Genomic DNA, 14,572 nt, shown 5'->3' on the forward strand with positions numbered 1-14,572 from the left:
GACAATTTGCGGTCCAATCAATTTGGTGCTGGATCTCCGTGATTCATCCAAGCTATTCACCAAGTAGCGGAGTGATTTGAAGACGCGCGTGGGCGCCTTGATCTCCGCAATGGGACACGTCATGACGGCGCAGACTATTGCTGCATGGGCAATACAGAACGGATTCAATTCGCTCGATTCGTGGAAGTATCGTCGCAGCGACGATGTGGGCACGATCACCATCGAGATAAAAAAGTTCTCGGTGGTGCTGATCGACGAGAGAGCCGGTTTGCGCCCACGTATTGTTTCAAAATTGTTCAAAGACTTATTTTCCCAGAGTCCAAACGGTGGGCTCGAGCGGTTTTTGTTCGATCGTTGAAAATCATATCGGCACGAGGATCCGATACCGATAGGTGCGATAATCGATTGTCTTGCAGGCATGGCGGCAGGTTCTCGCAGGGGTGCGTATTTGCAATCATGCCCTTGCGATGCCCAAATTCCCAGAAACTGATCATCTCCCGCGGTGTGCAAGTCTCTCCAGCGCCTCTGCAGCCGCCTTGAGATCCGGCGTATCTCGGCCCTCCGTGAGACGCTCGAAGATCGGTCGCAACAACTCTGTCGCTTCCGTCGAACGACCCTGGCCAGCCCATAGTCTCGCCAGATCTGTCGCCGCTCGCACCTCCCAGGATCCCGCGCCCTGGCCTCGGCTCATCTGCAGGGATTGCGTGAGGTATGTCTCCCCATCCATGTTGCTCAACTCGGGCGCAGCCAGAAGAATGCTTCCCCTTAGCCTCAAAAGCTCGGGAAGATAGGAAAAGTACCCCTTGTCCTCGATCAATTGTGCCGTGTCTTCCGCCAGCGACCAAGCGTCGGTGTAGCGGCCGATCGAGACAAAGCCCGCAATCAAGACGAACTGGAACCGGATGGTGAACAGTTCGAAGCGTGCGACGTGGAGGTTTTCGAGTTGCCTTTGCAAGGCGGCCGCGCCGACCTCTACGTCTCCTCGTCGGATCGCGATTTCGGCTCGGAACGCATGTCCCATCGGCAGGTATGGTCCGAAAGAAAGTGTTTCCGCCCTCGTTATAAACGGCAACAGATGCTCTTCCGCAAGGTCAAGATCGCCGATCCACAGGAGTGTTGCGATCGAACTGAGCGAGATCGCGAAGGACACCGGATGGCGAATCGTTTCAGCATCCTTGAACGCCTGGCGAATAACGGCACGGGCCTGATCGCGATACCCTTGAAGCCAGAGCGTCGTCGACCATCCTATGCCAGCCCAGGTGTAGTGGTCGAACCCATAATGGATCTGCTTGCTCGCAGGCGATCTTCCGGGTTCGAGAACCGGGGCCAGCGTCGTGCGTGCCTCCCCGAGGCGACCGACCAAGCAGTACGACAGACCGAGGAGGGTATGCGACAGAGCAGTCGCCGCGGGATCGCCGAGACTGCCAGCGATCTCGAAACAACGCTCTGCATACTGCAGGCATCGTCGGAACTCTCCGCTGCGGAGATGGAAGAAGTAGAGTGGCCCAAGGAGGCGGGCAGCATTGAGGTAGTCGCCCCGCGCCTGCGCGATCTCAAGGCTTCTGTTGAGAGCCGCGGCCGACATGTCGTTGTGCCCTTGCGTGAACATCAAAGACACCCCGAACGACGCCTGAAGCTGCATCTCCTCGTTGCCACCGCGTGTCGTCTCGTCGATCGACTGCAGCGCGCGCTCCGTCCAACGGTGGCACTCGGGCAGCAGACCCATCGCCCGGAACACAGGTGCGACCGCCGCGACCAGTCCGACGCCCATGGACGCATCGCCTGTCTCGCCAAAACACCATTCGAGGGCCGAACGAACATTGTTGATTGCATTGAAGTGCGGCGCGCGTTCCGTGGCGGTCGAGAGCGATGACCACTCGCTGCCGTTTTGTTCGAACCACACTCTGCAGTAGGCCGCATGACGGCTCGACAGGTCCGTACGCTCGTCATCGTCCTTGCCCCGGTCCAACACGTATGCTCGGGTCGTGTCCAGGAGGCGGTAGCGCATCATCGCTCCGAGCGGACGCGCTGCCACCATCGACTTCTCGACAAGGCTGTCGATCGCCGCGAAGACTGACGCACGGTCGAGCGTCTCGCTCGCCACCACCTCCAAGGCGGCATCCAGGGGGAAGTTACCGACGAACACGGCCAGGCGCCGCAAGACCGTTCGCTCGAGATCGGATAAGAGGCCATAGCTCCAATCCAGCGTCGCCTGCAGGGTTTGCTGACGCGGTGGCGCGCTTCGAAGTCCCTGCCACAACAGCGTGAGCTGCTGATCCAGCAGCGCCGCGGTCTGTTCCAGCCCGTAGGTCTCGACACGCCTAGCGGCAAGTTCGATGGCAAGTGCGACACCATCGAGCTTGCGGCAGATCTCGCAGACGATGGCTGCCTGCGCGCCATTCACATCCAGTTGAGCTCCGCCGGCCACCGCACGTTCGACAAACAACTGTGTCGCGGGGAAGTCTTGAAGCGCCGCCACCGAAATCTCCGGAACGTCCGGCGGACATGCCAGGGCATCCAACCGGTAGACACGCTCGCCCTCGATGCGCAGGGTTTCCCGGCTTGTCGCCAGGATATGCACCTGCGGTGCGGAATTCAGGATCGACATCACGGTCGTTGCGATTGCCTCGACAAGATGTTCGCAGGTGTCGAGGACTAGCAGGATGTGCTTGTCCTTCAAGAAGCGGACGAGTTCAGGTGTAGCGTCGTCGGCCTGGATCGACAACCCAAGCAAAGTGGCAACTGTGGTTGCCGCGAGCCGAGCATCTCCGATCGCGCCAAAGTCGACAAATAGAACATGTCCGTCGAACTGATCCGCGACGCGATGTGCGGCCGCGATCGCAAGGGTGGTCTTGCCGACACCGCCATGGCCGACGATCGTAACCAAACGGGAATCGGTGAGCTGAGCGGTCAGCTTCAAAACATCGACATCGCGGCCGACCATGCGCCCGAGAAGCGGGGGAAGGTTGGCGTGGGGGAATAGGTCAATCGAAGCGGACGCACTTCCCCGGTCGACGGATGTTCTCGATATCGGAGCGACGAAGCAATATCCCCGTCCAGGTACCGTCGTGATATATCGTGCTCCGTCTTCGCCGTCTCCGAGTGCCTTGCGAAGGCCCGTCATGTGGAAACGGAGGCTGCCTTCCTCGACAACAGCATCCGGCCAGACCTGAAGCATCAAGTCTTTTTTGCTGATGATTTCGTTGGGGGCGGAGACGAGCGCAATAAGGATGTCGAGCGCGCGTCCGCCCAGGTCTGTCGGGGTGCCGTTCCTGGACAGCAGCCTCTCGTTAACGGCCAGCGTAAACGGACCGAAGCGATATGCCTGATTGTCTGCAACCACCTCAATCGCCATGGTGTCTTCCCGAGAGACCCAATGAACTGGCCAAACCTTAGTTGAAGTCCATCTCATCCGCTATCGCAAACTCGGAGAGATTTGCGCCAAGGCTGCTCTCTTTGATTGCATATCCTTTGTGTAAAACAACTAATTGAGAGTCAACGCCTGGTGAGTACCTGCAACGATGTGAACACTGTTAGATCCAAATGGCGCTGACAGTGCAACGCCACTCGCAAAAGCTAACGCTTCCTCATACCCCATAACGGGCGTTTTCCGCTCTCTCCTCGTAGGTTCTGACGCAGCACGGAGGTGCAGCCAGACCTTTCCGATTTTGAGGAGATTCGACATGCATACGAAAGCTTTCGAAGAGATTGATCAGGACCGCCGCATGCTTCTAGGTGCGGCAACGCTGGGGATCGCTACCGTGGGCGCAATGAGCCTGCTGCCGTCGCGTCTGGCCGCAGCCCCGGCGGCCGACGCTATCCGGCCATTCCATGTCAAGTTCAAGGACGACCAGCTCGCTGACCTTCGCCACCGCGTCGCGGCGACCCGCTGGCCAGACCAGGAAACGGTTTCGGACGACACGCAGGGCGTCCGATTGAACACCATCAAGAAGCTTGCCAAGCACTGGCAGGGCTATAACTGGCGCACCGTCGAAACCCGGCTCAACAGCTTCCCGCAGTTCGTCACCGAGATCGACGGCCTCGACATCCATTTCATCCATGTCCGCTCCAAGCATGAGAACGCGCTACCGATCATCATCACGCATGGTTGGCCGGGTTCGATCATAGAGCAGATGAAAATCATCAAGCCGCTCACCGATCCGACGGCCTATGGTGGCACCGAAGACGACGCGTTCCATGTCGTCATCCCCTCACTACCGGGCTACGGCTTCTCCGCCAAGCCTAAGGAGGTTGGCTGGAACCCACCCCGCATCGCCAAGGCTTGGGCCGTGTTGATGCAACGCCTCGGCTACACGAAATACGTCGCCCAGGGCGGCGACTGGGGCAATGCCGTAACCGAACTGATGGCGGTACAGGAGCCGCCGGGACTGCTTGGCATCCATACCAACATGGCGGCAACCGTGCCCGCCGACATAGCCAAGGCGCTCGCGGCCGGCAGTCCGGCACCTGCTGGTCTTTCAGACGACGAGAAACGCGCCTACGGCCAGCTCGACGATTTCTACAAGAACGGGCTCGGCTATGCGGTCGAGATGAACAATCGCCCGCAGACGCTCTACGGCATCGTGGATTCGCCGGTCGGGCTCGCCGCCTGGATGCTCGATCACGACATCCGCAGCTACCAGATGATCGCACGGTCCTTCGACGGCGCGAAGGAGGGGCTGACACCGGACGACGTTCTTGACAACGTCACCCTCTACTGGCTGACCAACACTGCGATCTCGTCGGCGCGTCTCTATTGGGACAACGCCCATTTCCCGTCGGGAGGATTCTTCGATCCTCGCGGCATCAAGATCCCGGTCGCCGTAAGCGCGTTCCCGGACGAAATCTACCAGGCGCCGCAGAGCTGGGCCGAGAAGGCTTATCCGAAGCTCATTCACTACAACCGGCCGCCGAAAGGTGGACATTTCGCTGCCTGGGAGCAGCCGGAGCTGATGACGACCGAACTGCGGGCGTCGTTCAAGTCGCTGCGCGACGAGACGTGACGAATTCAATGGCGCGGCGCCCCGCGCCATCGTCCCCCCGTATTACCCCATTCCATCAAGGAGAAACGGACATGAGCGAGAACCAGATCGTCGATTCAAGCTTCAGCGCCATCATCAACGCACCGATCGAGAAGATCGACATTCCGAAGTGGTGCTTTTCTCTTCCCGAGAAGGAATATCAGGGCTGCTCGGCCGCCCATATCGCCGCCGGCTTCACGACCGCACCCGACGGCAAGCGCATGTCGATCAATGTCGAGACGATCGGCGGTAGCCTGATGGTCCAGCACTATGTCGAAACACTCGGCGAGAAAGATCATCTGATCCTCGATTCCGACTCCGACGTGTTCACGCCTACGGGCCGCGTCACCATCCACGTGACCTGGGAACTGAGCGTCAGGGAGATCGAGAAGGGGAGATGCGAATTCACCAATCGGGTGCAGTCGTTCGCCACCAAGGAAATGCTTGCATCCCTCGACCGACAGGGAATTCCTTTCGAAATCTTTCGTACGCAGCGTCAACCGATGTCGATCGCGCACAACAAGGGTGAAACGCCCCTGTTTGCCGCCAGCATCGAGCGTGCCGCGCTCAGGAGCAACTGATTCATCGACAGCGATCCCCACGCCGCAACGGAGAGTTCAATGGCCCAACTGTCCTACGATCCTGACGTTACCGCCCTGCTGGTCGTCGATCCGTACAACGACTTCATTTCCGAAGGAGGCAAGATCTGGCCGCGCATCAAGGATGTGGCCGAGGCAAACAATTGCGTTCCGCACATGAAGCAGATTCTTGAGGCGGCACGGGAAAACAAACTTCGCGTCTTTTTCGCTATGCATCACCGCTACCGCGAGGGTGACTACGAGACCTGGAAATACATCGCTCCCATCCAGAAACTGGCGTGGAACCGCCGGACCTTCGAATTCGGAACATGGGGCGGCGAGTATAGGGCCGAGTTTGTTCCCGGGCCGGGTGAGACTGTCGCCTCGGAACACTGGTGCTCCAGCGGCTTCGCCAACACGGATCTCGACAATCAGCTCAAGAGGCAGGGTATTCACAGGCTCATCGTGATCGGCCTCATTGCTCATACATGCATCGAGGCGACGGTCCGCTTCGCGGCCGAACTCGGCTACGACGTAACCGTCGTCAAGGACGCCGTCGCCGACTACTCGGACGAGATGATGCATGCCGCGCTCGAAATCAACATGCCGAACTACGCCAGCGCGATCGTGAGCACCGAGGAGATCCTCGTGGCGCTGTCGTCCGTCCGAAGCGCTGCGTCCGCCGCGCAGTAGACGGTACCAACGACAGATCAAGGGCAGCGGGCGTTTCTTTCCTCCCCAAAACGCCTGTCGCCCTCGGCATCCGCCGCCGGCGCGTCTTTGCCGCCGCGGCAACCCTGTAGCAAGGAGCTCAGCCATGGACATGTCTTTTAGCACCCGCAGCGTCGACCTTCTCCGCCGTCGCCTCATCGGTACCGCCGCGATGGCGACGGCCACCTTACCGCTTGCGGCTCTGTTGGCTTCCAAGGTCCAGGCATCGAATGCGGCGACCTCAACAAGCAAACCGCAATCGGAGCCGTCATTCGCGAACCCGAAACAGATCCGCGCCGGGTTGCTGGATATTTCCTATATCGAAACCGGTCCTTCCGACGGTCTGCCGATCCTGCTTTTGCACGGCTGGCCCTACGATATCCATTCCTTCGAAGAAGTCGCGCCGCTTCTCGCCTCCAAGGGCTACCGGGTGATTATCCCGAGTCTCCGGGGATACGGTGGAACGCGGTTCGTATCGGATGAAGTGGTGCGTAACGGCCAGCCTTCGGCGCTCGCCCTCGATGTCATCGCCCTCATGGACGCCCTGAAAATAGAAAAAGCAGTCCTCGCGGGCTTCGACTGGGGCGCAAGAACCGCCAACATCATATCTGTTCTGTGGCCGCAGCGCGTCCAGGCAATGGTCTCCGTCAGTGGCTACCTGATCGGAAGCCAGGAGGCGGGCAGGACGCCGCTGCCGCCGAAGGCAGAGCTCGCCTGGTGGTATCAATTCTACTTCGCCACGGAACGCGGACGGCTCGGATACGACAAGTACCGGAAGGAATTCGCCAAGCTGATCTGGCAGCTAGCCTCGCCGCAATGGAAGTTCGAGGACGCGACGTTTTCTCGCAGCGCTGCCTCCTTCGACAATCCGGACCATGTTGCCGTCGTCATCCATAATTATCGGTGGCGGCTCGGGATCGCGGACGGCGAGCCTCAATACGCTGAGTTCGAAAGGCAGCTCGCCGCGTTTCCAGTGGTCACGGTTCCGACCATCACCATGGAAGGCGATGCAAACGGAGCGCCCCATCCCGAACCCCCGTCCTACCGAAACAAGTTCACCGGGAAATACTCGCATCGGCTCATCAGGGGCGGCGTAGGACACAACCTGCCGCAGGAAGCCCCGAAGGAATTCGCCCAGGCGGTCCTCGATGTCATCCAGACCTGAAGAGACAAAAGAACCTGCCCGTAGGGGCCGGAGTGAAGCAGTCATCGTCCAACACACAAGATCAAGGAGCATGTCATGAGCGAAGGTTCAAAAGTCCTGTACACAGCAAAGACGCATGTCAGCGGCGGCCGCGAGAATGGCGTCGCGCGCAGTTCCGACGGCCGCCTCGACGTCAGGCTGGGAGTGCCTGGCACGGCGCGCATCGGCACGAACCCAGAGCAGTTGTTCGCCGCCGGCTGGTCGGCCTGCTTCGAAAGCGCCATCGGACTGATTGTGCAGAAGAAACGCATCAAGCTCGACGGCGATGTTGCGATCGACGCCGAAGTTGACCTCAACCTCTCCGACGCCGACGGCTATTCGCTGACAGCCCGTCTCAACGTCAGCATACCAGGCGTGGAGCACGATGTCGCACAGGCCCTGATCGAAGAAGCGCATCAGGTCTGCCCTTACTCGAAGGCGACGCGCGGCAATATCGACGTTTCGATCCGGCTGGTGTGAACCGCCGTAGTTGTCATCCAACCTTAATCAGGGACACCCTCCCGTGGATCTTAACATGGAGAATTTCGATGTTTACGATTACCAGTCCAGACCAACTTCGTGCTCGCCGGGCTGCGGCTGCCGTCATCGCCTTCACAACCCTCGCGGCGTTTTCAGACTGCGCCTTCGCGCTTGAGAGAACCTCCGCCAACTCGCTTCGTTGCAACGGTGCGATGGAAGCCATCCGCCGTGACGGCGCGATCATCGTCAGTCGCCCGGCGGACAGAGTGAGCGGCCTCACCGTCTATGACCGCTATGTCGGTGGCACGGCCTCCTGCAATGCGGACGAGATTGCTGTCCTGCAAGAAATCAAGACTGTCGACGTGTCGATGTGCGCCTTCTTCATCTGCAAGCACGCGCCCATGGGCAATCATTAGGCACCAACCGATGTCTTAGGCCCCTTCGGAAATGTTCTATCGAAAGGAGCAACTGCGATGACATCCGCAATGGGCACGGCGCTCATAACTGGCCATCTTCCGGCATGGGCGCAATCTACGCCGACAGGCTTGCGCGACGAGGATATGACCTCATCCGCGTCGCCGGGGATCCTTGAGGAGCGTAGCGGATGCTATCGCCGCCGCGACGGGTCGGGCCACAACCCGGTCCGCGCGGATCTCGGCAATCCTGAAGACCTTCGACGGGTCGAATCCATCCTCCGCATGGAAAGCTACCGTCAATCAAACATACCTCATCTGCAATATATGCACCAACGTGCGGTTGGATCGGATCGGGAAGACGCCTATGTTTGACTATGGAGCAGTTCGATCTCGATCGTTCCCATTGATCGACCCGGCAATCAACAGAGGCATCCGTCATGACCAAAGGCTCTGATCTCCTCGTCGCCGCCCTCGAAAACGAGGGCGTGGACCGCATCTTCGGTATTCCCGGCGAAGAGAACCTCGACGTCGTCGAGTCAATCCGCAAATCCTCGATCCAGCTTGTGTTGACTCGGCACGAGCAGGCGGCCGCGTTCATGGCCGCGACCTATGGCCGGTTGACCGGCAAGCCGGGGGTCTGCCTGACGACGCTCGGGCCTGGCGCCTTGAACCTTTCAACGGGTGCGGCATACGCGCTTCTCGGAGCCATGCCGATGGTGATGATCACCGGACAGAAGGGGATACTTTCGTCCCGGCAGGCCCGGTTCCAGGTGGTCGACGTCGTGGCAGCTATGAAGCCGCTCAGCAAGCTTACCAGGCAGATCGTCTCGCCGCAGACAATCCCGACAATGGTCAGGGAAGCGTTCCGGATTGCACAGGAGGAACGGCCGGGGCCGGTTCATCTGGAGCTTCCGGAAGACATCGCCGCTGAGGAATGCGAGCCGGTCGCTCTGGTCGCTCCGCATCAGCTGGAACTGCCGATCGCAAGTGATGCGGCCCTCGATCGCGCCGCAGCGCTCATCACGGCGGCGAAACGCCCGCTGCTCATGCTTGGGGCTGCAGCCTCGCGCCCTCGCTCGACGTCGGACATCGCGCAGTTCGTCATTCGCACCGGCATCCCGTTCTTCACGACCCAGATGGGGAAGGGAACGGTTCCGGGCGGAACCGAGCTCTACATGGGCACTGCCGCATTGTCGGAACGGGATTATGTCCACGAGGCGATCGAACAGGCAGATCTCATCATCACTATCGGCCATGACACGATCGAGAAGCCACCCTTCATCATGGGCAGGGGCGGTCCGAGCGTCGTCCACGTTGGCTATCAGCCCGCGACCGTCGAGCAGGTCTACTTCCCGCAATCGGAGGTCATCGGCGACATCGGCCCATCGCTGAAGGCGCTGGCGGATCGCCTCGACGGCAAGTTGGCGAACGCTCAGGCCCTTCTTCATCTGAGGGAACGCATCCTCGAGCGCATCGCGGTTCGGGCGACGGAGGATCGCTTTACGCCGCAGCGGCTGGTCCACGACATCCGGGAGGTCATGCCGCATGACGGCATCCTCGCACTCGACAACGGGATGTACAAAATCTGGTTTGCACGGAACTATCGGACGCGCATGGCGAACACGCTGCTGCTCGACAATGCTCTTGCAACAATGGGTGCAGGGCTGCCATCGGCCATGGTCGCCTCGATGCTTTATCCGGAACGGCGTGTCATGGCAGTCTGCGGGGACGGAGGCTTCATGATGAACTCGCAGGAGATCGAAACGGCCGTGCGGCTGAAACTGAACCTCGTCATTCTCGTCATCGAGGACAATGCCTACGGCATGATCCGATGGAAACAGGCGGTGGACGAATTCCCGGATTTCGGGATGACGTTCGGCAATCCGGATTTCGTCAAATACGCAGAGTCCTATGGTGCCAAGGGAACAAGGGTCAGCGACATCAGCCAGTTCAAGCAAACTCTCGAAAATGCCTTTTCCGGCGGTGGCGTTCACCTCGTAAATATCCCTGTCGACTACTCGGAAAACGAGCGCGTGTTGGTCAAGGAGCTGCGCGAACGGCTTCCTGCCATTCTGGAGAACTGACATGACGCTTAAGCTGAAAGTTTATCAGGCATTCGACCGGGAGCTGATCGCGGAAATTCCGGCGGACGATGCCGCAGCTCTCGAGCGCAAGCTTGACGTTGCCGCGCGGGCCTTTGCCGATCGCAACAGCTGGCTACCGGCACATCGCAGGATCGCGATCTTGAGAAGGGTGTCTGAGCTTCTCTCAGAGAACCGAGACCGGTTTGCGGTCATGATCGCCCGCGAAGGCGGCAAGCCGCTCACGGATGCGATCATCGAGGTGACGCGTGGGATCGATGGTCTGGTCAATGCGGCCGACGAGCTTCGCAATTTTGGCGGCAGGGAGATCCCGATGGGCCTCACTGCCGCCAGCACGAACCGATGGGCCTTCACCACCAAGGAACCGATCGGTGTCGTGGCGGCGATCTCGGCGTTCAACCATCCCCTCAATCTCATCATCCACCAGATTGCGCCTGCGGTGGCCGTGGGTTGCCCGGTCATCGTCAAGCCGGCGGCAACCACTCCGATTTCCTGCATCGAGATCGTCAAGCTGTTCTGGGAAGCGGGACTGGACGAGCGCTGGTGCCAAACGTTGATCACTGAGGACAATGCGCTTGCCGAGCGCTTTGCCACGGATCAGCGTGTCGCCTTCATGAGCTTCATCGGCTCGGCGAAGGTCGGCTGGTATCTGAAGAGCAAGCTGCCTCCAGGCACGCGATGCGCGCTGGAACATGGCGGAGCGGCTCCGGTTATTGTCGACCGCAGCGCAAGCATTGACGCAATCGTCGGGACGATCGTCAAAGGCGGATACTACCACGCGGGCCAGGTCTGCGTGTCGGTGCAACGCCTCTTCGTGCATGAAGACATCCTAGCGACCTTCACGGATGCACTGGCCGCCAGGGTAGCAAGTCTCCGTGTCGGTGACCCCACACTAAAGGAGACAGAGGTCGGGCCGCTGATCCTGCCGCGCGAGACCGAGCGTGTTTCAAACTGGATCCAGGAAGCGACCGATGCGGGCGCGAGGCAATTCGGAGGCGGACGGCTGTCCGACACCACGCTTCTGCCTTCCGTCCTGCTTAATCCGCCAGCGGACGCCAAAGTGTCGCGACTTGAAGTCTTCGGACCGCTCACCTGCGTTTACGGCTATAGCGACGTTGACGAGGCGATCCGCATATCGAACTCGCTGCCATACGCGTTCCAGGCGAGTGTTTTTTCTTCCGACATAACAATCGCCCTCAAGGCCGCAAGGCATCTGGACGCGTCGGCTGTGCTTGTGAACGATCACACCGCTTTCCGAACCGACTGGATGCCCTTTGCCGGGCGCAGGCAGTCGGGATATGGCGTCGGGGGTATTCCCTGGACTATGGAAGAGATGGCCGACGACAAGATGGTTGTGTTCAACGGCGTCAGTTGATTGCCGGTCGTTCACGGGACGTTTTAGTGTGCATCTTTGTGCCGAGTGTTATCTGAGGGCTTAGACCTAACGTGAGAATCACGGTTCGAAGTCCGCGTTGGGAACGAGAGTGGCCATCAGTGCGAACCCATCAAGACCCTCAGTGCATCATTCGATCGTTGGTCACCGCAAGCTGATGAGCTGTTGACTGTTTGACAAGTGGCAGGCTTAGCCGTCCTGGCCGCCGCAAGATTTGCGTACAACCAGCCGGCATGACAATCGAGTGATGCCTGTCGGAACGGTTTCACCTTGTGTCAGACGGAGGATGGCAAGGCCTGCGCGGCGACCGATCTCTTTCAATTCCATATCCACCGTTGTCAGAGGCGGTCTGGTTTGCCGGGAGATCACCTCCCAGTTGTCGAAGCCAATGACGGCAACGTCCTTCGGAACGGTGATGCCGATGTCGCGGAGGGCATCGATGACCCCGCGGGCGATTTCGTCATTGCCGCAGAAAATGGCATCGGGCTTTTCTCCGGGCCGGGAAAAGACGGCGTCGATTGCCTCGTGACCCCATTCCTCACTCCAATCCCCATAGTGCACTTCCGCACCCTTGCCGAAGCTCTCGCAGTAGGCTTCCGCGCGGATGCGCACTGAGAGATAATCTTCCGGCCCGGTAATGTGCAGGATCCGTGAGCGGCCCAGTCCTTTCAGATGCTCAACGGCTAGGCGGGCGCCCTGAGCATCGTCCGGGAAAAAGCTGATATTTTCGGGTGGTCCTTCGGCAAAGGCATAGACGACAGGAATTGCCAATTTGGCCAGTTCAGCCGGCGGCTTGAGATCGAGGCGCGTGGCGGTGAAGATGATACCGTCTACCTGTCGATCGAGGAGGGCCTCCAGATGCAGGCGTGCGAGGCGCGGGTCGTTGTTGGTGGCGCAGAGGAAGACGGAGAGGCCGTGATCGACGAGCACTTCCGACACACCGGCAGCCATGGGCAACGTCAGCCTTCCATAGGTATCATTGGTGAGCATGCCGATCGCATGACTCCGCTTGCTCAGAAGCCCGCGGGCGAGCGCATTGGGCCGAAAACCGATTTCCTTGGCTACACGTATAACGCGTTCCCGCGTTTCGGCATTGGTGCGGCCGGTTCCGTTCAGGGCATTCGAAGCTGTCGAAATGCTGACCCCGGCTGCCTGGGCCACGTCATGGATCGTCCGCCGTCGTGTGTCCTTTTCAACCAAAGGCCGGTTCCTTTACCGAATACGATAAAACCTTTTAGCAGAAATAATCGTGATGATAAAAGGTTTTATCAGATTCCTTTCGAAATGCTGCGTACATACTGTCGACATACCAAAAAATGTCGACTAACGTTTTGCACACGCCACTGGGAGGCTGCTGGCGGCAAGAAAAAGGGGAACATCTATGTTCAAGTTAAAGTTGACGCTTTCTGCGCTTTCGCTTCTGGCCAGCGCGACGCTCGCCAATGCTACCGACATCACCCTTTGGGTACGCACCTCGTCCGGCGCCGTGCTTCAGGGGCTGGCTGACAAGTACAACGCATCGCATTCCGACAAGATCAACGTGACCCAAATCACGGCTGAGCAGATGGTTCCGAAGCTCGGCGCCGCTATTGCCGGCGGCGCGGCTCCTGACAGCGCCGTGCTCGACCTGATCTACCTTCCGACCTTTGCCGCGGCTGATGGTCTGGAGGATATCACCGACTTTGTGAAAGGCCTGCCATATTCCCAGGCGATGAGCCCGTCCCATATCCGGCTTGCCACCTATGACGGCAAGATCTACGGCGTGCCGGCACTGCCGGATGCGTCGATCATCGCCTACAACACCGATCTCTTCAAAAAGGCCGGTCTCGACCCCAACAAGGCGCCGGCATCGCTGGAGGAAATCGCCACTGACGCCAAGAAGATCACGGCGCTCGGCAACGAGACCTATGGCTTTTATTTCGTGGCCAATTCGGGAAGCTGGCTGATCTATGACTTCCTGCCGCATCTCTGGGCCGCAAATGCCGACGTGCTGAGCGATGACGGGCGTGCAGCAACCGTCGATACACCGGCGCTGCGCGAGACGATCGCGGCTTACCGAGATATGTGGAAGGCGGGCGCGATCCATCCCACATCCCGTTCCGGCAACGGCAACAATGCCGTCGAAGCGTTCGCTTCGGGCAAGGTCGGCATCCTGATGACCGGCTCCTACATCGTCAACCTGCTGACCAGCAAATATCCGGATGTGAAGTTCAACGTCGCGCCGATCCCGGGGCCGAAGGGCGGTGAATCGAGCTTCGCGGGTGGTGACACGCTTGCGCTCATCAAGGGCATCAGTCCGGAAAAGAAGAAGGTCGCGCTCGACTTCGTCAATTTCTATATGCAACCCGAGCAGCAGGTCTACATTACCCAGGAATCGGGCATGCCGTCGCGCACCGATCTGGCCGCCGAAGCCTATGCGAAATTCGACAAGCGCAATCTCGTCGCCTACGACATTCTCGCCAAGGCACGCACGCCTTACACCTTCTCCTCGGATGAGCTTTTCGTCAGCCGCACCGGTCCCTTCCTCAACCTGATTCAAGGCACGATTTTCGGCGACGATGTCGATGCAACGATCGCCAAGACACAGGCCGATTTCACCCGCATTCTCAAGCGGACCAATCCGAACTGAGTGGTGTCGCCCGCGATTTCGGCAGGGCGTTTGAACACGCCCTGCCTTTCTGACCGAAC

12 protein-coding genes and 1 pseudogene are annotated in these 14,572 nt (G+C 59.5%); 11 read left to right on the plus strand and 2 right to left on the minus strand.

The genetic code is table 11. The features are described from left to right. Nucleotides 1-121: 121 nt before the first annotated feature. Nucleotides 122-358, plus strand: coding sequence for a hypothetical protein (locus AB8B29_RS29855; RefSeq protein ID WP_037199530.1), 237 nt, complete (start codon nucleotides 122-124; stop codon nucleotides 356-358). Nucleotides 359-490: 132 nt separating this feature from the next. On the opposite strand, the gene AB8B29_RS29860 is transcribed toward AB8B29_RS29855, so the two are convergent. After that, nucleotides 491-3,355, minus strand: a complete 2,865-nt coding sequence (locus AB8B29_RS29860; protein ID WP_113102520.1) for an ATP-binding protein — start codon at nucleotides 3,353-3,355, stop codon at nucleotides 491-493. Nucleotides 3,356-3,683: 328 nt separating this feature from the next. Here AB8B29_RS29860 and AB8B29_RS29865 point away from each other — a divergent pair, with 328 nt between their 5' ends. The 9 genes and pseudogenes from AB8B29_RS29865 (at nucleotide 3,684) to AB8B29_RS29905 (ending at nucleotide 11,866) form a co-directional block, all read left to right on the plus strand. After that, complete coding sequence (locus AB8B29_RS29865; protein WP_052224406.1) at nucleotides 3,684-5,003, plus strand: epoxide hydrolase family protein; 1,320 nt, start codon at nucleotides 3,684-3,686, stop codon at nucleotides 5,001-5,003. Nucleotides 5,004-5,074: 71 nt separating this feature from the next. Further along, nucleotides 5,075-5,602, plus strand: coding sequence for a hypothetical protein (locus AB8B29_RS29870; protein ID WP_047640731.1), 528 nt, complete (start codon nucleotides 5,075-5,077; stop codon nucleotides 5,600-5,602). A 39-nt stretch (nucleotides 5,603-5,641) separates the two neighbouring features. Further along, nucleotides 5,642-6,292 (plus strand): isochorismatase family cysteine hydrolase, encoded by a 651-nt coding sequence (locus AB8B29_RS29875; RefSeq protein ID WP_047640729.1) that lies wholly within the window; start codon nucleotides 5,642-5,644, stop codon nucleotides 6,290-6,292. 124 nt (nucleotides 6,293-6,416) lie between these two features. Further along, nucleotides 6,417-7,475 carry an alpha/beta fold hydrolase gene (locus AB8B29_RS29880; RefSeq protein WP_244655215.1) on the plus strand — a complete coding sequence of 353 codons (1,059 nt, stop codon included), beginning with the start codon at nucleotides 6,417-6,419 and terminating at the stop codon, nucleotides 7,473-7,475. A gap of 75 nt (nucleotides 7,476-7,550) precedes the next feature. Further along, nucleotides 7,551-7,973: an organic hydroperoxide resistance protein gene (locus AB8B29_RS29885; RefSeq protein ID WP_047640727.1), complete on the plus strand. Its 423-nt coding sequence runs from the start codon at nucleotides 7,551-7,553 to the stop codon at nucleotides 7,971-7,973. Between the two features lie 68 nt (nucleotides 7,974-8,041). Then, nucleotides 8,042-8,389 carry a hypothetical protein gene (locus AB8B29_RS29890; RefSeq protein WP_113102521.1) on the plus strand — a complete coding sequence of 116 codons (348 nt, stop codon included), beginning with the start codon at nucleotides 8,042-8,044 and terminating at the stop codon, nucleotides 8,387-8,389. A 57-nt stretch (nucleotides 8,390-8,446) separates the two neighbouring features. Beyond that, nucleotides 8,447-8,553: pseudogene (locus AB8B29_RS29895) on the plus strand (SDR family NAD(P)-dependent oxidoreductase); the annotation flags it as partial. Between the two features lie 273 nt (nucleotides 8,554-8,826). Continuing rightward, nucleotides 8,827-10,473, plus strand: a complete 1,647-nt coding sequence (locus AB8B29_RS29900) for an acetolactate synthase large subunit (RefSeq protein ID WP_439006966.1) — start codon at nucleotides 8,827-8,829, stop codon at nucleotides 10,471-10,473. A gap of 1 nt (nucleotide 10,474) precedes the next feature. Then, a complete protein-coding gene (locus AB8B29_RS29905) occupies nucleotides 10,475-11,866 on the plus strand; it encodes an aldehyde dehydrogenase family protein (protein ID WP_113102522.1) in 1,392 nt (463 codons plus the stop codon). Nucleotides 11,867-12,073: 207 nt separating this feature from the next. Here the strand turns inward: AB8B29_RS29905 and AB8B29_RS29910 are convergent, their stop codons facing one another. Then, on the minus strand, nucleotides 12,074-13,084 hold the full coding sequence (locus AB8B29_RS29910) for a LacI family DNA-binding transcriptional regulator (RefSeq protein WP_113102523.1): 1,011 nt from the start codon (nucleotides 13,082-13,084) through the stop codon (nucleotides 12,074-12,076). A 181-nt stretch (nucleotides 13,085-13,265) separates the two neighbouring features. Between AB8B29_RS29910 and AB8B29_RS29915 the strand changes: the two genes are divergently transcribed. Then, the gene (locus AB8B29_RS29915; protein ID WP_047560454.1) at nucleotides 13,266-14,513 is read left to right on the plus strand and encodes an ABC transporter substrate-binding protein; all 1,248 of its coding nucleotides are present in this window, start codon (nucleotides 13,266-13,268) and stop codon (nucleotides 14,511-14,513) included. Nucleotides 14,514-14,572: the final 59 nt, after the last annotated feature.

Source organism: Rhizobium sp. 11_C7_N12_5 (genome assembly GCF_051811145.1).
GTDB classification, from domain to species: domain Bacteria; phylum Pseudomonadota; class Alphaproteobacteria; order Rhizobiales; family Rhizobiaceae; genus Rhizobium; species Rhizobium lusitanum.